Origin of the sequence: Pseudomonas sp. 1928-m, from assembly GCF_029269135.1 — a bacterium.
GTDB lineage: Bacteria > Pseudomonadota > Gammaproteobacteria > Pseudomonadales > Pseudomonadaceae > Aquipseudomonas.
This window is the reverse complement of the sequence record NZ_JARIXO010000001.1, coordinates 170518-189678: the sequence shown is the minus strand read 5'-3', so window position 1 is coordinate 189678 and position 19161 is coordinate 170518. Positions and strand designations below refer to the sequence as shown.

The 19161-nt window shown below is 64.3% G+C and carries 16 protein-coding genes; 3 read left to right on the top strand and 13 right to left on the bottom strand.

The features are described 5' to 3' along the window. Positions 1 to 90: 90 nt before the first annotated feature. Positions 91 to 615 (bottom strand): Mpo1-like protein, encoded by a 525-nt coding sequence (locus P3C18_RS00825; protein WP_275959993.1) that lies wholly within the window; start codon positions 613 to 615, stop codon positions 91 to 93. A gap of 92 nt (positions 616 to 707) precedes the next feature. Between P3C18_RS00825 and P3C18_RS00820 the strand changes: the two genes are divergently transcribed. Together P3C18_RS00820 and P3C18_RS00815 are read left to right on the top strand one after the other, a co-directional pair. Next, positions 708 to 1391, top strand: coding sequence for a Crp/Fnr family transcriptional regulator (locus P3C18_RS00820; protein WP_275959992.1), 684 nt, complete (start codon positions 708 to 710; stop codon positions 1389 to 1391). A gap of 93 nt (positions 1392 to 1484) precedes the next feature. Beyond that, a complete protein-coding gene (locus P3C18_RS00815; RefSeq protein WP_275959991.1) occupies positions 1485 to 3476 on the top strand; it encodes an alkaline phosphatase D family protein in 1992 nt (663 codons plus the stop codon). A 188-nt stretch (positions 3477 to 3664) separates the two neighbouring features. Here P3C18_RS00815 and P3C18_RS00810 read toward each other — a convergent pair whose 3' ends face one another. From P3C18_RS00810 to P3C18_RS00795, 4 genes are all read right to left on the bottom strand, one after another. Further along, entirely contained in the window at positions 3665 to 4978 is a 1314-nt protein-coding gene (locus tag P3C18_RS00810) for an FAD-binding oxidoreductase (protein ID WP_275959990.1), read from the bottom strand. Between the two features lie 82 nt (positions 4979 to 5060). Continuing rightward, positions 5061 to 5234 carry a hypothetical protein gene (locus P3C18_RS00805; RefSeq protein WP_275959989.1) on the bottom strand — a complete coding sequence of 58 codons (174 nt, stop codon included), beginning with the start codon at positions 5232 to 5234 and terminating at the stop codon, positions 5061 to 5063. A gap of 95 nt (positions 5235 to 5329) precedes the next feature. Next, positions 5330 to 6301, bottom strand: coding sequence for a hypothetical protein (locus P3C18_RS00800; protein WP_275959988.1), 972 nt, complete (start codon positions 6299 to 6301; stop codon positions 5330 to 5332). Positions 6302 to 6425: 124 nt separating this feature from the next. After that, the gene (locus P3C18_RS00795) at positions 6426 to 6842 is read right to left on the bottom strand and encodes a MerR family transcriptional regulator (RefSeq protein ID WP_275959987.1); all 417 of its coding nucleotides are present in this window, start codon (positions 6840 to 6842) and stop codon (positions 6426 to 6428) included. Positions 6843 to 6919: 77 nt separating this feature from the next. Between P3C18_RS00795 and P3C18_RS00790 the strand changes: the two genes are divergently transcribed. After that, positions 6920 to 8146: an NADH:flavin oxidoreductase/NADH oxidase family protein gene (locus P3C18_RS00790; RefSeq protein WP_275959986.1), complete on the top strand. Its 1227-nt coding sequence runs from the start codon at positions 6920 to 6922 to the stop codon at positions 8144 to 8146. A 12-nt stretch (positions 8147 to 8158) separates the two neighbouring features. Here the strand turns inward: P3C18_RS00790 and P3C18_RS00785 are convergent, their stop codons facing one another. From P3C18_RS00785 to speB, 8 genes are all read right to left on the bottom strand, one after another. Then, complete coding sequence (locus P3C18_RS00785) at positions 8159 to 9730, bottom strand: methyl-accepting chemotaxis protein (RefSeq protein WP_275959985.1); 1572 nt, start codon at positions 9728 to 9730, stop codon at positions 8159 to 8161. A gap of 258 nt (positions 9731 to 9988) precedes the next feature. Next, a complete protein-coding gene (locus P3C18_RS00780; RefSeq protein ID WP_275959984.1) occupies positions 9989 to 11062 on the bottom strand; it encodes an FAD-dependent oxidoreductase in 1074 nt (357 codons plus the stop codon). Positions 11063 to 11132: 70 nt separating this feature from the next. After that, a complete protein-coding gene (locus P3C18_RS00775; protein ID WP_275959983.1) occupies positions 11133 to 12587 on the bottom strand; it encodes an aldehyde dehydrogenase family protein in 1455 nt (484 codons plus the stop codon). A gap of 41 nt (positions 12588 to 12628) precedes the next feature. Further along, a complete protein-coding gene (locus tag P3C18_RS00770) occupies positions 12629 to 13366 on the bottom strand; it encodes an MBL fold metallo-hydrolase (protein ID WP_275959982.1) in 738 nt (245 codons plus the stop codon). A 48-nt stretch (positions 13367 to 13414) separates the two neighbouring features. After that, positions 13415 to 14755: a cytosine permease gene (locus P3C18_RS00765; RefSeq protein WP_275959981.1), complete on the bottom strand. Its 1341-nt coding sequence runs from the start codon at positions 14753 to 14755 to the stop codon at positions 13415 to 13417. A 141-nt stretch (positions 14756 to 14896) separates the two neighbouring features. Continuing rightward, on the bottom strand, positions 14897 to 16498 hold the full coding sequence (locus P3C18_RS00760) for a 5-guanidino-2-oxopentanoate decarboxylase (RefSeq protein WP_275959980.1): 1602 nt from the start codon (positions 16496 to 16498) through the stop codon (positions 14897 to 14899). A gap of 111 nt (positions 16499 to 16609) precedes the next feature. Next, entirely contained in the window at positions 16610 to 18004 is a 1395-nt protein-coding gene (locus P3C18_RS00755) for a YjiH family protein (RefSeq protein ID WP_275959979.1), read from the bottom strand. Positions 18005 to 18152: 148 nt separating this feature from the next. Next, positions 18153 to 19112, bottom strand: a complete 960-nt coding sequence (gene speB / locus P3C18_RS00750) for an agmatinase (RefSeq protein ID WP_275959978.1) — start codon at positions 19110 to 19112, stop codon at positions 18153 to 18155. Positions 19113 to 19161: the final 49 nt, after the last annotated feature.

Below are 19161 nucleotides of genomic sequence, written 5' to 3'. Positions count from 1 at the left end.
TGTAGCCCGGATGCAATCCGGGACGTTTGGGCGAGCCGCATCACCGCTCCCGGATTACATCCGGGCTACGGCTTAACGGTCTTGGCAGTCTCAGGCAGTGGCTTTCTTCTCACGAATACAGGTCGGCCCGGCGCGCTCGACGATGGCGTGCTCGACCTCTTTGCGCAGGCCCAGCAGGAAGGCCGCTTCGGCGGCGACGAACAGGGGGCCGATCACCAGGCCCATGACGTCATCGACAAACGCCGGTTTGCGCCCTTCGTAGTAATGGCCGACAAACTGGATGATCCAGCCGATCACGAACAGGCCGATGCCGCTGCTTAGCCACACCGCCGTCGACTGCACGGCCAGGCCCGCTGCCGCCCACAGGCTAAGTACCAGCAGCAGCGCCATCAGCATGCCAAAGCGCAGGTCCAGGCGCAGGTAAAACACCCCTGCCGCCAGAGCCACCAGCAGGGCTGGGGACAGCCACAGACCGAGCAGCTCGAAGCCGGGGCGCGATAGCAGCACGGCCACCGCCACAACGATCAGTGGAATACCGATAAAGTGGCTGAGAATATTGCGTTGGTCGCGGTGATAGGCCGCGTATTGAGCCAGATGATCAACCAGGGTTTTCATTATTATTTTCCTTATGCAAGACAGGTGGCCAGCATGAACCCACGCCCACGTAGTGCTCTGTCAGCTAGCCGACAAACCTCATGGCGCCGTCGATGAACAGCGGCCACAGCTATCAGGCGCGCCTGCGTCAGGGCCACTGGTTCAGCGCCCTGCCCGCTGCATTGCAGGAAGCGCTGCTGGCCGCCGCCCAAGTGCAGCAACTGGCGCCCGGTCAGGTGCTGTTCCGCCGGGGCGATAAGCCCTGCGGCCTGTATGCGGTGGTCGAGGGTGGCATGCGCATCGGCGCGGTCAGCGCCAGCGGCAAGGAAGCGCTGCTGACCCTGGTCGAGCCACCCTACTGGTTTGGCGAGATTTCCCTGTTTGACGGTCAGCCGCGCACCCACGATGCCTTTGCTGAAGGTGCCACCACCCTGCTGCTGGTGCCGCAGGCGCGGCTGCTGGCGCTGCTCGAACAGCAGCCGCAGTATTGGCGCGACTTCGCCCTGCTGATGAGCCACAAGCTGCGTCTGGCGTTTATCGCCCTGGAAGAGATGAGCCTGTTGCCCGCCGCCCCGCGCCTGGCCCGGCGGCTGCTGCTGATCGCCGAAAACTACGGTGAAGGCGAGCCGCGCCGGGTTCTGCATCTGCCCCAGGAACAGCTGGCGCTGATGCTGGCGATCTCCCGGCAGACCACCAACCAGATCCTTAAGGAACTGGAAGGCCAGGGCATTCTGCGCCTGACCTATGGCGAGATCGAAATCCTCGATCTGCCGCGCCTGCGCCAGGCGGCGCAGTGAGGCAAACCGGCCGGGCAGGCTGCAAAGACTGAACCTGTGGCGCAGAATGGCGCTCTATTGCCGACCTGCATGCCACCAGAGCCCGATGTCCTGATGCCGATAACCGCTGTTACCCCCACTGTCGCCCACGCTGACCTGCCCCTGGTGTTGGCCGGCCCGCTGCTGCGCCGCATGGAGCCGCAGCGCTTGGTGTTGTGGCTGGTCGGCAGCCGGCCGCTGACCCTTACCCTGCAGCTGAGTCATGGCGAGGCGCCAGAGCCACAGCGCTTGCCGCTGACTGGCGACAGCTGCCAGGTTATCCAGATCGGTGAGCAGGCGTTTATCCATCTGCTTGATCTGAAACTGGATGCGCCACTGCCCTGCGATGTGCAAATCGACTACGACCTGCTGATCGAGCAGCCGGATCAGGCCGCGCTGGGTATCGCCGATTGGGCGCCGCACTTGCTGTACGAGGGCGCGACCCAGGCCAACTTCGTGCTGCGCGCACAGCTCGACCACCTCCTGCACGGCTCTTGTCGCAAGCCGCATCACCCGGCTGCCGACGGCTTGCTTTGCGCCGACCGTCTGCTGGCCGAAGCGCCTGCCGCCGAGCAGCGCCCGGCCTTGCTGCTGATGAGTGGCGATCAGATCTACGCCGATGATGTCAGCGGGCCGATGCTGCGGGCGATTCATCAGGTGATCGAGCGCCTTGGTTTGTTTGGCGAGCACCTGGAAGGCGCAGTGGTCGATGACAGCACGGCGCTGTACCAGCACCCCGCCAGCTACTACCAGCGCGCCGAGCTGCTGCCGGCGCTAAAGAGCAACGAAACCCTGCGCGAGCGGTTTTTCGGCGGTGTGGAAAAACCGGTGTTCACCACCAGCAGCGCCGACAACCACCTGGTGACCTGCGCCGAAGTGTTGGCCATGTACCTGCTGGTCTGGTCGCCGGTGCCCTGGACCTTGCTGGATGCGGAAATGCCGGCGCTCAGCGCCGAGGAAGTGCCGCGTTATCAGGCCGAACGTGGGCGCATCGAAGCCTTTCGCGGCGGTCTGGGCCAGGTCGCTCGCGCCCTCGCCCATTTGCCGACGCTGATGATCTTCGATGATCACGACATCACCGATGACTGGAACCTCTCCGCGCAGTGGGAAGAGACCGCCTACGGCCACCCGTTTTCCAAACGCATCATCGGCAATGCATTGATCGCCTACCTGCTGTGCCAGGGCTGGGGCAACAACCCCAATGTGTTTGCTGAGCCGCTGCAGATGATCCGCGCGATGACCGAGGGCCGCGATGCTGCCAACCATATGGACAGTCAGCCGCAGGATGCGCTGATCGACAGCCTGCTGAGTTTTCATCAGTGGCAATTCGTCCTGCCGAGCAGCCCGGCGCTGGTGGTGCTCGACACCCGTACGCGACGCTGGCGCAGCGAGCGCAACCTCAAGCGGCCGTCCGGCCTGCTGGATTGGGAAGCGCTGTGCGAGTTGCAGCAGGCGCTGCTCGATCATCCGTCGGCGATCATCGTCTCCCCCGCGCCGATGTTTGGCGTCAAGCTGATCGAGACCATCCAGAAGGTTTTCAGCTGGGCCGGCCATCCGCTGCTGGTCGATGCGGAAAACTGGATGGCCCACCGTGGCGCGGCGCAGGTGATGCTGAATATCTTCCGCCACTCACGCACGCCAGGTAACTACGTGATTCTCTCCGGCGATGTGCATTACTCGTTCGTCTACGAGGTGCTGATCCGCCAGCGCAAGCGCGGCCCGCAGCTCTGGCAGATCACCAGCAGCGGCCTGAAAAACGAATTTCCGCCGCGCCTGCTCGACTGGTTTGACCGCCTTAACCGCTGGCTCTACGCGCCCTGGTCGCCGCTCAACTGGCTGACCACGCGCCGGCGCATGCAGGTCAAACCGCGCATCCCCTCGCGCAGCAAGGCCGGCGAGCGCCTGTGGAATGGCGCGGGGTTGGGTCAGGTGTTCTTCAACGAGCAAGGCCAGCCGAGTGCGATCTACCAGCTAAATGCCGATGGCTCGCCGGCGGTGGCCTTTGTTGATGATCGTGACGAGGCGCCGGCCAGCCAAGCCGTACTCAGTTGCAATCGAGCGGACTAGTATTTCGGATCTCGCGAGCTAGAGCGAGACAAGGCAGAAATAGCCGAGGACGCGGAGTTTACGGGTTGTAAATGAGCAGTACTCGTTTCACTCGCCCTTCGGGTCGCGCTAAAGCGCGTTAGCCTCAAGGGCTTTCCGAGGCCATTTCTAACGCCGTATCGCCGACGCGCAGCAGATCCGCGGGAGTCTTAACGCAGCTTTTCCAGCATCTGGTAGTACCACATGCCGGCGGCCAGCATCGGGTTGCCGAACACGTCGCCCAGCGGCACCTTGATGTGCTTGCAGGCGGCGAAGGTGTCGTAGTGGCCCAGGGTGCCGGTCAGGGCGTTGGCCATAATCTCGCCCATGATGTGGGTGGTGGCGATGCCGTGGCCGGAGTAGCCCTGGCAGTACCAGACGTTGTCCGAGAGCTTGCCCAGTTGTGGGATGCGGTTGATCACAATGCCCATGGCGCAGCTCCACTGAAAATCAATGGCGACGCCCTTGAGCTGCGGGAAGGTCTGTTCGATACCGGGGCGTAGTTCACCGGCGATATCCCGCGAGTCGCGCCCGGAGTAGTTGCAGCCACCGCCGAACAGCAGGCGGCCGTCGGCGGTCATGCGGTAGTAGTCGAGGACGAAGCGGCAGTCGTACACGGCCAGGTCCTGCGGGTTGATCTGCTTGGCCAGCTCGCCCAGCGGCGCGGTGGTGACGATGCCGCCCATGGCTGGGAAGATCATGCCCTTGAGCTTTTTCGGCTCCAGCTTGTGGTACACGTCGCCGGCTAGCAGCAACTGCTTGGCATTGATCCGGCCTTTGGCAGTGACCACCGCTGGCTTGGCGCCGTGGATGATCTCCAGCACTTCGGAGTGTTCGAAAATCAGCGCGCCCAGGCTGGCGGCGGCCTTGGCTTCACCGATGCACAGGTTCAACGGGTGCAGGTGCATATTGCGGGTGTTCTTCAGCGCGCCGTTGTACAGGTCGCTGGCCAGGTGGCTGCGTACGCCGGCGCGGTCGAGCAGGGTCACGTCAGCGCCCATGCCCCGGCGCTGCGCTTCGGCGTAGGTGGCTTCTAGTTCCTGCATATGCACGGGCTTCATCGCCGCGTGCAGGTGGCCGTGTTTGAGGTCGCACTGGATGGCGTACTTCTCCACACGGTTCTTGATGATCTCGTGGCCGCGCCAGCGCAGGTGCCAGATAAAGTCTTCCACCTCTTCGCCGAGGGTGTTGCGCATCTGCTTGGTCATCGCCGCATCGCCTGACAGGCTGCCGGTGACCTGGCCGCCGTTGCGCCCGGTGGCGCCCCAGCCAATCTTGTTGGCCTCGACAATCGCCACCTTGAGGCCGCGCTCGGCCAGCTCCACCGCAGACGCCACGCCGGTAAAGCCGCCGCCGATGATCACCACATCGACGCTGACCTCGCCCTGCAGGGTCGGGTAGTCGGTTTCTTCATTGAGGGTGGCGCTGTAGTAGGACGGGCAGCGCTCGGCGGCGGGCGTTACGGGTTTGATGGCGGCGTTCATAAGGCAGTTCCTGGGTGCGGCTGGCAGGGCATGAGCCAGGCTGGCTCAGCGACGGCAGCCAGGGCTGCTGGCTGCGGGGCGATCAGTGGCGTGCGGCCAGGGCATCCGGCGGGCGCGCGTGGCGGCAATGCCACAGGGCCCAGAAGGCGAGGATTTCCGGTAACAGTGGACTGAGCCGATCAATACCAAAACGCCTCTCGGCCTTGCACAGGCAGAAGCGGAAGACGCGGCGCAGATCGGCTATCGGTTCACTCATACCGGCAGACTCGCACGCTGACGACTGTTGGTTAAATCGTGTTTTTCACATATTCAGATTGCTTCTGGCTAAACAATCAGGGGCTCGGACCAGGCTTATGGTTGATAGCGAAACGGCACCCTGAGGCCGCTTTCGATCTGCCCGGACAGCTGATGCACGCCGGCCAGCACACCATGCTCGGTGCTGCGCATCAGCCCCAGCCACTCATCATCGAAGGCGGCGTTGAGGTTCTTGCGCAGCTGCGCCTCGCTGGCGGGCCGCGCATTTTCCCGCGAGACGGCGGTAAACAGCGCCACGCCGAGGGACACCGTGGTCCCGGCCGGGCCGCCGATCAGCGCCGATAAGGCGCCGGCCGCACCGCTGACGGCGAGGTCGTCCACCAGGCGCTCGCTGGTATGTTGTGCGACGGCGGAGATGCCCGGGTCCGCCGACCAGTCACCGAGGCCGCGCGGGGCATTGCGAATGCGCTCGATAAAGGCGCTATAGGCCGGCAACTCGGTGAGCGGTTCGGCGTGCAGCAGCTCATACAGCGATGCGCCGGGTGCCTGGGTGATGGCTGGAATGGCCTGCAGGCGCTGGTGGAACTGCTCGCGCGGCACGTCATATTGTTGGGCAATTCGCGGCAGGTTTTCATCGAGGTGTTGGAGGTAGATCCAGGTGCTACGCGCCATGATCTGCTGCGGATCGTCGGTCTCGGCGACCGGTTCCAGCACGCGCTCGCGGTACTGTTCCTGCAGGTACAGGGCCAGGCGTTTGACGCTGGGGTCCTTCGCGCCACCGCTGCTGAGGCGGTACCAGGAAACCTTGACGCTCATCCACTGCTGGGTCCAGTAGCCGGAAAACCAGGGGATAAATTCCTCGTCGGTCTGTTGGTACACCAGGTCCATCCACTGCTCCATCGACAGCAGGGCATGCTCGCGTGCCTGTTGCGCGGCGCTGCGTGAAAGAGTGGTGATCTCACGATCGACCTGCTGCCAGGTGCTCGCAGTAACCGGCACCGGCGGATCGCTGGCGCAACTCGCCACTGCCAGCAGCAGGGCGAGCAGAATGACGCGCGGACTCGACATGGCAAGCCTCCGCCTGCTGGGTGCCAGCCCCTACTCCAATGGAGTGCTGAAGTAATTCCCCCTGTGGTTTGAGTATAGGCGCGCGGCTAGCAGCTTCCGCTGGCAGCAGACGGCAGGTATGGACCTACTGACTGGTATGCGTGTCACGCAGATTGGCCAGTACCCGCTCGGCGTTTTCCGTGCAGGGCATGCCTTCTGGTTTGCTCTCGATGGTGGCGATGATGGTCAGCAGCTGCGCCTTGTTCTGCGACAGACGCTGCTGCATCGCCTCGATCTCGCCGACCTTGCGTTGCAGGCTGCCGAGCATCTGCTCATGCGCCCAACCCTGCGGGTTGGCATCGGGCAGCAGGCGGCGAATTTCCTCCAGGCTGAAACCGGCCTGCTGCGCGCAGCTGATAATGCCGAGGGTCTGCAGTGTCTGCTCCGTATAGCTGCGATAACCGTTGGCCTGACGCTGGGCGTTGATCAGCCCGCTGGCCTCGTAGAAGCGAATACGTGAGGCGGCCAGACCGCTGCGGGTGGCTAGTTCACCAATTTTCATCATCTGTGCTCCGGGCTATTGACCTTAAAGTTGACTTTAACCTTAGGCTTGCTTCACCTGCTACCCCGGAGTACGCCATGACTGCCTTCCAACCGTTGCAACTGCCCAACGGCACCACCGTCTTCAATCGCATCGCTAAAGCGGCGATGGAAGAGAACCTCGCCGACGCCAGCCAAGGCCCATCCGCTGAATTGCTGCGCCTGTACCAGGCCTGGGCCGAGGGTGGTGCTGGGTTGTTGCTCACCGGTAACGTGATGGTCGACCGCCGCGCCATGACCGGCCCCGGCGGCGTGGTGCTGGAGGATGAACGACAGCTGGACAAATTCCGCGAGTGGGCGCGCATCGGTCGTGCCCAGGGCGCGCAGTTCTGGATGCAGATCAACCACCCCGGCCGACAGATGCAGGCCAACCTCGGCCAGCAGACCGTCGCGCCCTCGGCCGTGGCCTTGGAGTTGGGCGGCCTGTCGAAGATGTTCCCCGTGCCCAAGGCGCTGGATGAGGCGCAAATCCACGAACTGATTCAGCGTTTCGCGCGTACCGCGCAACTGGCCGAACAGGCCGGCTTTAGCGGTGTGCAGATCCACGCGGCGCACGGTTATCTGCTGAGCCAGTTTCTCTCGCCGATCAGCAACAAGCGTACGGACAGTTGGGGCGGCACGCTGGAAAACCGTGCGCGCCTGTTGCTGGAGGTGGTCAAAGCGGTACGCGCGTTGGTGGCGCCGAGCTTCTGCGTGGCGGTGAAACTCAACTCCGCGGACTTCCAGCGCGGCGGCTTCGATGCGGCCGACGCCAAGCGCGTGGTGCAGCTGCTCAATGAGTTGGATGTTGATCTGGTCGAACTGTCCGGCGGCAGCTACGAAGCCCCGGCCATGCAGGGCGATGCCCGCGATGGCCGCACACTGGCGCGTGAGGCGTACTTTCTTGAATTTGCCGGCGAGATTGCCGCTGCGGCAACCATGCCGGTGATGGTTACCGGCGGTATCCGGCGTTTGCCAGTGGTCGAACAGGTATTGGCCAGCGGAGTGGCCATGGCCGGGATCGCCACCGCGTTGGCGATCAACCCGGCGCTGCCCAAGCAGTGGCAGGCCGGGCAGCAAAGCAGCGCCGAGCTGGCGCCAATCCGCTGGAAGCACAAGGCGCTGGCCTCGCTGGCCTATATGGCCGTAGTGAAATTCCAGCTGCGCCAGCTGAGCCTGGGTAAGCACACCCACGCCGGGGTTTCGCCGCTACGGGCACTGCTGCTGGAGCAACTGAAAACCGCGCGGCGCATCCGTCAGTACAAACGGCTGATGGCGGCTGGTTAACTTAGTTCGGGTTTAGGGCTCCGGCTTGTAACCCAGGCGCAACCCACCCCAATGCCGACCCTGGAGCATGATCGGCACCGACAGGTCGTGCATCAGTTCGCCGGTGTCGCGCATATAGGTCTGCAGCAGCAACGGCTGTTGATGGCTGCCGCAGCGGATGCCGGTGCGGTCGTTGAACAGGCGCTTGCTGCGGCTCTTCAGGGTGTCCACGGCGCGGTCGCCGCAGGGTGGGTGGTTGAAGGCGTTGTTGTGCGTCGGCACATAGCCTTCGGCGGTGCAGGCGATGGCGAAGACCAGGCCTTCGTGCTGGCTGAGCAGCGGCTCCTGAATGGCCGGCAGCACCTGATCGGCGTAGCTGTCGAAGCGCGTCTTGTACTTGGCCGGGAAGCTGCCGGCAATCGGCTGGTAGTGACGGTCAAACAGATCGCTGGCGCTGATCCGGCCGCTCTGCAGGTCTACTTCGAACTGCGCGGCAATCTGCGCCGCAGCGCTGCGGGCGAGGTCATAGATGCGCTGGTGGTAGTCATCCAGGCCGACTTCGGCGAGCTGTTCGCTGACGCTTTCCGCCTGGCCAACTAAACGTTCGGCGGCGCTGCTGAGCTGGCGGGTCTGCCCTTCGCTGTCGCCGACATCGCCGCGTAGCTGGCCGACCGCTACCGAGAGTTCGGCCAGGCGTTCGTGGTTCTGTCGGGTGCCAGTGTCGATCTGGCTGACCTGGCTTTCCACATCCACCGCCAGTTCGGCAATTCCCTGCAGCTGTGCGCCGGTGTGCTCGACCTGCTGCGCGGCGAGGGTCAGCTGCTCGGCCTGCTGCTGCATATGGCTGACCACCGCTGCGCTCTGCTGGCGGATATCGCTGACGATCTGCCCGACTTCCTCGGTGGCACTGCTGGTGCGCCCGGCGAGGTTGCGCACCTCATCGGCGACCACGGCAAAGCCCCGGCCGAGTTCACCGGCGCGGGCTGCTTCGATGGCCGCGTTGAGCGCGAGCAGATTGGTCTGACTGGCGATCGACTGGATCACCTGAGTGACTTTCTCGATCTGCTCGGTGCGGGCGCTGAGGCCGTCGATCAGTTCGCGGCTGGTGGCGGTCTGCGCGCTCAGGTGCTGCATGGCATCAATGGCCTGACGCAGTTCCTGCTGCCCGCTGCTGCTGTTCTGCCGCACGCTCTGCGCCGCCAGCAGGGTTTGCTCGGCGCGCTGGGCGTTGTCCTGTTCGGTGTGGGTGATGGCCTCGGCGGCCTGGTTGATCTGCTCGGTGGCGCTGAGCTGCGATTGCAGTTTGCCGGCCAGCTGCTGCGCTGCATGCGCCACTTCGGCGGCGGCCAGGGCGTTGTGACAGGTGTGCCGAGACAGGCTTTGGCTCAGGTTGCTGAAGGTGTCGTGCGGCGCATTGGCGGGCGCCGGCTGGTCTTCATGCTGGCGCTGCCAGGGCCCGAGCCACGGCCACAGGGCCAGCAGCAGAAAGGACGGAATGCTGATAAACCAGGGCAGCTGGATCTGCTGGTACGTCACCATCAATCCAGCCAGCCCAATGGCATGCAGCAGGCAGGCCTTGGGATAGGTAATAAACGCAGAGCGCATGACAAACCTCATTATTTTTATTCTGGTCGAACCACGACCAGAAACTGCCTGTGGCGCGCCGCCGTGGAGTGGGCGGGCCATGCCTGCTGGAACTGGAGTGCGTGCAGCTGGATATGCCTGGGTAGGCAATCGGCCGCTGTCGGCGAATCTATAGACCATAGCGGGTGACGCTCCCTGCGGCCAACCTTTGGTGGGAGGTTGATTCGAGCACCCATGGCGGTTGAGAGCCATGGCACTTTGGTCGCAGGTGATTCGTGTTTAGAGCCGGTGACGCTGGATAAAGCCCTTGTCGAGGAAATCCTTCCAACGCCCGTAGAAGCGCCCGCCGGCACTGTGTCCGTGCCAGTCCAGCAGCGCGCCGCCGTCGCCAGTGGCGAGCAGGGCCAGGCTCTGGCGTTGCGGGCGATAGCGCTTGAGCGCCAGGCCGCGTAGCGCGGCGTTGAGATTGGCGGCCAGCACCGGGCCCTGACGTACCGCGTACACCCCGCTCTTGCGTGCGCCGGGCAGGCTGGCGCAGTCACCCACGGCGAAAATCGTCGGGTGGGTGTAGCTCTGCAGCGTCGGGGCGATCAAGACAAAGCCCTGCTCATCGCAGCCCAGACCACTGTGCGCCGGCCAGGCAAAGGCCTTGGCGCCGCTGGCCAGCAACAGCCGTTGACCACGCCAGACCGGCTCGTCGCCGCTGAACAGGCAGTCGTCCTCGATACGGCTGATCGGGCAATCCTCGCGCACCCAGACGCCGCGCTGGCGCAGATGGCCGAGGGCACGCAGACGCACGCCAGCGGACAAACCATCGAGCAGATGACCTGCGCAGAACAGCGCCAGTTGCGGCACTTTTCCGGCCAAGGCCAGCGCCAGTTCAACTCCCGCCGCGCCGCCGCCGAGAATCGCCAGGGGTTGCGGCGCTGCCTGCCACTGTTGCCAGCCGTCGAGAAATTCTGCGAAGGGTTTGACCGCCAGCAACTGCATGGCATCGCCCTGCTGCGCTGGTGCAGCAACTTGCGCGCCGACATTTAGCGACAGCCAGCTGGCGTTGAGGGTTTGCCCATCGGCCAACTGCACCTGCTGCTGGGCGGCGGACAGGCTCTCCACCGGACTGATGATCAGCTCGACCTTGGCCGCGCGGCACAACGCCTGCAGCTCGACCTGGCAATCCTCCGGCCGATGCCGCCCGGCCAGCAACCCCGGCAGCATGCCGGAATACCAGGCCACCGGCCCGGCACTGAGCAAGGCGATACGCCCCGGCGGCCGTTCGATCAACGCCCAGCGCCGCAGCACGCCGAGGTGGGCATGGCCGGCGCCGATCAACAGCAGGTCATAGTGATGAGTCACGCAGGGCTTCCATGGGTTGCGCTGAGACAGAGCCCGCATGGTAAAGACTTAAGCGCGCGGTTGTCGCCCATCAGGTTGTTGCGATATAGCTATCCGCGCCGGGCACCGTGATGTGCTTGACCTGCTGAAAGGCTGACAGCCCCCAGGGTCCCAGCTCGCGGCCGATACCGCTGGCCTTGCCGCCGCCCCAGGAGGTGTGCGGGTAAATCACCTGCGCCGAGTTGATCCACACATGCCCGGCTTCCAGGGCCGCGGCCACGCGCAAGGCGCGCTGGCGCTCGGCGCTGACCACGCTGGCGGCCAGGGCGAAGTCGCAGTCGTTGGCCTGGCGCAGGGCGTCGGCCTCATCGCTAAAGCGCCGACTGCAGAGCACCGGGCCGAAGATTTCCTCGCGCCACAGGCGGCTGTCTTGCGGCACATCGGCGTACAGCGTGGGCGCGACAAACCAGCCCGGCCCCGGCAGTTGCTGGGCGCCACCGAGGCAGTGCAGGCCTTCCTGCTCGGCGATGGCGAAATATTCCCGCACCTTGTGCAGTTGCGCCTGGCTGGTCATCGGGCCCATTTCGCAACCTTCGCTGTGCGGGTCGCTGACCTTGAGTGCGGCCATGGCGCTGGCTAACCGATCCAGCAGCGCATCGGCGATGCTGTCCTCGACCAGCAGGCGCGAGGTGGCTGAGCACATCTGCCCGGCGTTCCAGCAGATGCCGGCGATAATCCACTGCACCGCCTGATCCAGATCGCAATCGGCGAATACCAGGATCGGCGACTTGCCGCCCAGCTCCAGCGCCACGGGCATTGTGCGTGCGCTAGCTGTCTGCATCACCTTGCGCCCCACCGCATTACTGCCGGTAAACGACAGCTTGGCGATCTGCGGGTGGTTAACCAGCGCCGCGCCGGTAGTGGCATCGCCTGGCAGCAGATTGAACACCCCCGCCGGCAGGCCAATGGCGGCGGCGATTTCGCCCAGTTGCAGCTCGATCAGCGGGGTCAGTTCCGAGGGTTTAAGCAGCACACAGCAGCCTGAGGCGAGCGCCGGCGCAAGCTTCCAGGCGCTGGTCACCAGCGGGAAATTCCACGGCACGATCAGCCCGACCACGCCCAGCGGCTCCAGGCGGGTAAAGGCCTGGTAGCTGTTGTCCGGCAGGCCTACTGCGGCGTTCTGCCGGGCATCCAGGCCGTCGGCCAGTTCGGCGTAGTAGGCGAAGGTAGCGATGGCGTCGCTGATATCAAGCTCGGCCTCATGCCGTGGCTTGCCGCTGTTGCGCATCTGCAACGCGATCAGCGCTGGGCTGCGTGCCTCGATCTCTGCGGCGAAGGCGCGCAGGTACTCGGCACGCTCACTGGCCGGCCGCTGGCTCCAGGCCGGGAAGGCGCGGCGCGCGGCCTGCACCGCCAGCTCGACATCGGCTGCTGAGGCGCACGCGACGCTGGCGATCTGCTCGCCGTTACTGGGGTTGAACACCGGCAGGCGGCTTGCGCAGCTGGCGGGCTGCCAGCTGCCGTCGATAAACAGTTGTGCGGTCATGCGTCACCTTGAACAGCTTCTAAGGACGAAGGGGGTTGGTTTTAGGTGTGTAAGTGCGGGTGCTCGGCAAACCAGGTGTCGATCAGCAGACGCATACGCTCACCGGAAAAACTCGGGAAGTGGCCGCCATGCACTACGCGTACCGGCAACTCGCGCAGGCGCGCCAGGCTATGGGCGTAGTGCTGCAGATTGGAGTGGTAGGCATCCTCGATCAGCGGGCCGTCGTAGAGGATGTCGCCGGAAAACAGCGTCTGCGTTGCCGCTTCCCACAGGCTGATGCCGCCCGGCGAATGGCCGGGGGTGTGCAGCACTTGCAGCACCCGGTCGCCCAGGTCGAGCACATCGCCTTCCTCGATCAGCCGGGTCGCCGGTGCGGCGCGCACGCGGTATTCGGCATAGCACAGCGGGCAATCCGGGTGGGCCTCGAACATCTCATCGCCGACAAAGGCCGTGGCCAGGGTGTTGGCCCCGGTCGGTGCGGCGAGAATCTCGGCCTCGGCCGGGTGCACCAGGCGTTCGGGGAATTCGTGGTGGCCGGCGATATGGTCGAAGTGGCAATGGCTGGCCACCGCCAGCAGCGGTTTATCGGTGAGCCAGGGCAATTGCTCGCGCAGGCTGACCAGACCGGAGCCAGAGTCGATCAGCACATCGCGCGCGCGGCCCTGCACATGCCACATATTGCAGCGGTAGAAGGGCCGCACAAAGGGCTCGTGAATCAGCTGTACGCCGTCATCCAGACGGCGCACTTCAAACCATTGTTCGCGGGTGACGATTTTCATCTCGGGCCCTCAACACGCTGGCGGGGCAGCCCGCCACGCTTATTCAACCTAGGCCAGCTGCGCTTTGGGCACCAGCACCCAGCGGCGCAGTACGGCGTAGCTGGCGGCGGTGATCAGAAACACCGGCAGGGAGGCACCGAAGGCCAGTGGCGCGACCCAGCCCCAGTAGTAGGCCAGCACGGCACCCAGCCCATAGGCGGCGAAGGCGGCCGGGTTAAAGCCACTGACATAGCGATAACGCCCGCCGTCCTCGCTGAGCAGGTCACCGACGTTGTAGTGGCCGCGATGGATCAGGTAGTAGTCGGCGATCAGCACGGCAAAGGCCGGGATAAATACGCTGCCGATGATCAGCAGAAAGTTCTGGAAGTTGTCGAGGATGCCGGGGATCTGCGAGCCGAGAATCGACAGCACGCCGATGCACAGCGCCGGTTTCCAGAAGCGCGTCTTCGGGCTGATATTCAGGTACGACAGCGAGGCGCTGTACACGCACATCACGTTGGTGGTCATCACCGAGAGGAATACGACTATGGCGGCTGGCAAGCCGAAGCCGAAACCGGCCAGCAGTACCGCCGGATCGTAGGTTTGCTCCATGCCGCCGAGTACCGAGAAGCCTGATACCGTGGCGCCCAGGCCCATGGCCAGCAGCGTGGCGGCGACATAGCCGACCCAGGTGCCGACTGCGGCCACGCCCTGGCTGCGGCAGTTGCGGTTGTAGTCGGCGGCCAGGGGAATCCAGGAAAACGCCGTGGCAATCACGATATCGAAGGCGATGCCGGGGCTGATCTCGTTGCGTGGCTCCACCGGCATGCTCAGCAAATTGCTGAATTCGAACTTCTGCCCCATTACATAGAACACCGCGCCGGCCAGAATGAGCATGCCGACGGCGGCCCAGCGCTCGACCCGCTCAATGCCCAGATGGCCGCGCAGGGCAATCAGCAGCACCAGGGTTTCACAGAGGATGGTGAACAGCGGCAGGTTGGAGTAGCCGGTCAGATGCTCGACCGCATAGTTCAGGCTCATGCCGGCCAGCAGTGCCTGAATCCAGCTCCAGGCCAACAGGGTCAGCAGGTTGACCAGCGACGGCAATTTCGCCCCCTGCGGGCCATAGCTGCCGCGCGCCAGCACCATGGTAGTCAGCCCCGAACGCTGGCCCATCAGGCCGACCAGCACCAGCGGCAGAATGCCGACGGCTGAACCAATCAGGACAATCAGCATGGCCTGCACAAACGGCAGGTCGGGCACCAGCAGCATGCCGGTGAGGATGGTGGTCACCACCACGTTGGCCCCCAGCCACAGGGCGGTGGTGCCGCCGAGACCGAGGCTGCGGTGGTCGTGGGCGGTGGGCGCAAGGCCGTCCTGCCCGAAGTAGCTGCTTAGGTTCTTGAACATGGTGTCGACTTCCCGGTGTTTGATTATTGGTCTGGGTAACGCGGCAGTCAGTGTTTGTAATGCTTCTTGTGGTTATGGCCGTAGCCCGGATGCAATCCGGGAAACGCTGTCCCGGATTGCATCCGGGCTACGGGGATTGATTCAGGGATGAAAGGGCGCTTGTTCCAGCACTTCGATAATCAGCGGCCGGTCGCTCGGTGCGCCGCGCAGCAGCTCACTCAGATGCGCGTGGTCGCGGGCGCGTTCGGCTAGGCAGCCAAAGCCACGGGCGATGGCGAGCAGGTCCGGGGTGTAGATATCCACGCCAATCGGGGTGATATCGCGCTTTTCCATATAGCGCTTGATCTCGCCGTAGCCGGCGTTATTCCACAGCAGCACGATGATGCCGACGCCGGCCTCCACCGCGCTGGCCAGCTCTGGCAGGGTGAACTGGATACCGCCGTCGCCCATCAGGCAGATCACCGGGCGCGAGGGTTCCGCCAGCTTGGCGCCGATGGCCGCCGGCAGGCCGTAACCCAGGGTGCCGTAGCCGGTGGAGGCGTTGAACCAGCGCCGCGCGCCGTCCAGTTCCACCAGATGGTTGCCGCTGTACACGGTCTGCGTCGAGTCGCCGACAAAGCGCGCCTCGGGCAGCACCTCAAGCACTGTGTCGAACAGCTGGCGGTAATGCGCCCAGCCGCTGAAGTCCTCGGCCAGTTGCGCTTGCACGGCGGCGGTGCGCATGGAACCGGGGCTGTTGTCACAAGGTTCGCCGGGGTTGAACTCGGCCAGCAGCATGCGCATGGCCAGGCGTGCATCGCCCTGGATGGCCAGGGTTGGGCTGAAATTGCGCTGCAGTTGCTGAGCGTCGATATCTATGCGGATCAGCGCGCCACCGAGCTTGAAGTTGCCGTCGAACACCACGTCGTAGTCGGTTTCGCCCAGTTCGGTGCCAATCGCCAGCACCACATCGGCGGCCAGTGCCAGTTCGCGTACCGGGACCAACGCCTGGTTGCTACCTAATAGCAACGGATGGCCCGGCGGCAGCAGGCCCTTGGCATTGATGGTCTGCGCCGTCGGCGCATCCAGGGCTGTTGCGAGCGCGCGGGCTTCGGCTTGCGCGCTGACGCAACCGCCGCCGAGCAACAGCAGCGGGCGTTTGGCGTTTTTCAGCATGGCTGCTGCTTCGCGGATCAGTGCGCGATTGGGGGCCGGGCGCTGGATGCTCGGCTTGGCGGCCAGCTGCATATGCGTGGCATCGGCGGTGATGATGTCCAGCGGCAGCTCGATATGCACCGGCCGTGGTCGCTCGCCTTCGAACACGGCGAAGGCACGGGCCAGCACGCCGGGCAGCTCCTCCACGCTCATCAGGGTATGGCTGAAGGCAGTCACCCCGGCGCTCATCGCGCGCTGGTTGGGCAGCTCATGCAGATAGCCTTTGCCCAGGCCGAGGCGGTCGCGCTCGTTGACGCTGGAGATCACCAGCATGGGGATCGAATCGGCGTAGGCTTGGCCCATGGCGGTAAGGATATTGGTCATGCCCGGGCCGGTGATGATAAAGCACACCCCCGGCTTGCCCGAGACCCGGGCATAGCCATCGGCCATAAAGCCGGCGCCCTGTTCGTGACGCGGGGTGATATGGCGAATGCCGCTGTGCGGCAGGCCGCGGTACAGCTCGATGGTGTGCACGCCGGGGATGCCGAATACGGTGTCGACGCCCCAGGCTTCGAGTTGTTTGACGAGAAATTCGCCGCAGGTGGTCATGTCATCTAATCCTGTGCTGTCGTTGTAGGAGCGGGGGGACGCCGAGTCCCATGCCCGCGAGCAGCTGTGCTAAGCGCATCGCGGGCATGGCCCGCTCCTACGTCAGAGGTTTTAACCGACGATCCAGTGCGCCATCAGCGCGATGATCGGCAGGGTGATCAGGGTGCGGATGATAAAGATGGCGAACAGTTCGAGGATGTTCAGTGGCAGCTTGGCCTTGATGATCAGCACGCCGACTTCCGACATATAGATCAGCTGGGTCAGCGATACGCAGGCCACCACGAAGCGGGTCAGTTCACTCTCGATGCCCTTGCCCAGCACCGCCGGCAGGAACATATCGGCAAAGCCCACCAGCATCGCCGGCGCGGCCTTGGCTGCTTCCGGCAGTTGCAGCAGTTCCAGAAGCGGCACGATGGGTGCGGACAGCCAGTTGAAGATCGGCGTGTACTCGGCAATCGCCAGGGACAGGGTGCCAATGGCCATTACCAGCGGCAGCAGGCCGAGCCAGATATCCACCACGTTGTGCACGCCAACCTTGACCATCTGTGCCGGCGAGGGGTTGCTGTTGGCGCGTTTCACCGCCTGCAGCACGCCCCAGCGCAGCAGCGAGGTGCCGGCCGGTACGTCTTCCTTGATCTGCTTGCCGACGCCGGCGACGTAGTCGTCCTTCTTCCACGACAGCGGCGGAATGCGCGGGGTGATGATCGCCGCCGCCAGGCCCGCCACTACTACGGTGAGGTAGAAGGGCACGAACAGGTGGTCGAGCTTCATAAAGCTGGTGATCAGCAGGCTGAAGGCGATCGAGGCGACCGAGAAATTGGTGGCGATTACCGCCGCTTCGCGGGCGCTGTAGAAGCCTTTCTGGTACTGCTGGGCGGTGATCAATACGCCGACCGTGCCGGAACCAAGCCAGCTGGCGATGGCGTCGATGGCCGAGCGCCCCGGCAGGCCGAAGACCTTGCGGAATACGTTGCGCACCAGGGTGCCGCAGAACTCCATCAGGCCGAAATCGGTGAGCAGCGGCAGGATCAACCCGGCCACCAGGAAGAAAGTGATCAGCACCGGGGCCAGGTCTTTCAGTACCACGCCGCCGGTGTTGGCGTTCCACACCCACTCCGGGCCGAACTGCCAGAAGGTCATGGCGGCAAACACCGCGCCGAGCACCCGCAGGCCAAGCCACAGCGGGCTCAGGTTGAACATCTCGTTAAGCGTATGGCGCTCGGTGATCCACTTGGGCTTGAGCAGGCTGGCGAACAGACCGAAGGCGGCGGAGAACAGCAGCAGGCCGGTGGCGATAGCCGGCAGCCAGGCGCTTAGCCCGACCTTCAAGGCATCGGCCATCACGCCCAGGCCGATGGTCACCTTGTCTTCATAGACGATGGGGGTGAGAAACAGCAGCACACCGAGCAGCGAGGGGATCAGAAAGATCAGCAGCTGGCGCAGGTTATAGGAGCTTTGAGCGGGCGGCTGGTCGTCCAGCAGCGGCATGCTTTGTTCGTGGTTCATCGTGGCACCCTATTTATTGTTGTAGTGCACGGGCACCGTACGAGGTGCCCGATCAGTATAAAAATTGCCGGGAGCGATTTTTAACGTAGCTTGCGACGGCCCGAAGGGGGCCGCCATGGATGGCAGGCCATAAAAAGCCGGACCCGCTTCAGCGGTGCTGAACACCTGGCAATACGCAGAGCATTTCGTAGAGCAGGTTGGCCCCCAGCAACGAGGTGTTGCCGGTGGTGTCGTAGGGCGGCGAGACCTCGACCAGATCGCCACCGACCAGCTGCAGGCCCTGGCAACCACGGATGATTTCCATGGCCTGGATGGTGGTCAGACCGCCGATTTCCGGGGTGCCGGTGCCGGGCGCCCAGGCCGGGTCGATGCCGTCGATATCGAAGGAGAGGTACACCGGGCCGCCGCCGACCTTGGCGCGCACTTCTTCCATCAGCGGGGTCAGGGACTGGTGCCAGCACTCTTCGGCCTGGACTACGCGAAAGCCCTGTCTGCGGCTCCAGTTGAAGTCCTCGGCGGTGTAGCCCTGGGCGCGCAGGCCGATTTGCACCACGCGGTCGCAGTCGAGCAGGTCTTCCTCCACTGCGCGGCGGAAGGTCGTGCCGTGGGCAATCTTCTCGCCGAACATATGGTCATTCACATCGGCATGCGCATCGATATGCACCAGGCCGACCTTGCCGTGCTTCTTCTTGATCGCGCGGAGAATCGGCAGGGTGATGGTGTGATCTCCGCCCAGGGTCAGTGGGATGATGCCCAGTTCGAGGATCTCGTCGTAGGCCTCTTCGATGATGCGGATGGCCTCGGCCATGTTGAAGGTGTTGATCGGCACATCGCCGATATCGGCAATGTTCAACGAGTCGAAGGGTGCGGCGCCGGTGGCCATGTTGTAGGGGCGGATCATCACCGACTGGGCGCGGATCTCGCGCGGGCCGAAGCGGGTGCCGGAGCGCAGCGAGGTGCCGATATCCAGCGGCACGCCGACGAAGCCGACATCCAGCTCGCGTTTCTCTTCGGGTTTCTGGATATGCGGCAGGCGCATCATGGTGGCGATGCCACCGAAGCGCGGCATCTCGTTGCCGCCCAGGGGCTGGTGCAGAATCTTGTCCACGGCTAGGCCTCAGCATTGTTGTGGTTATTAGTGAGGCCGATTCTTGGTC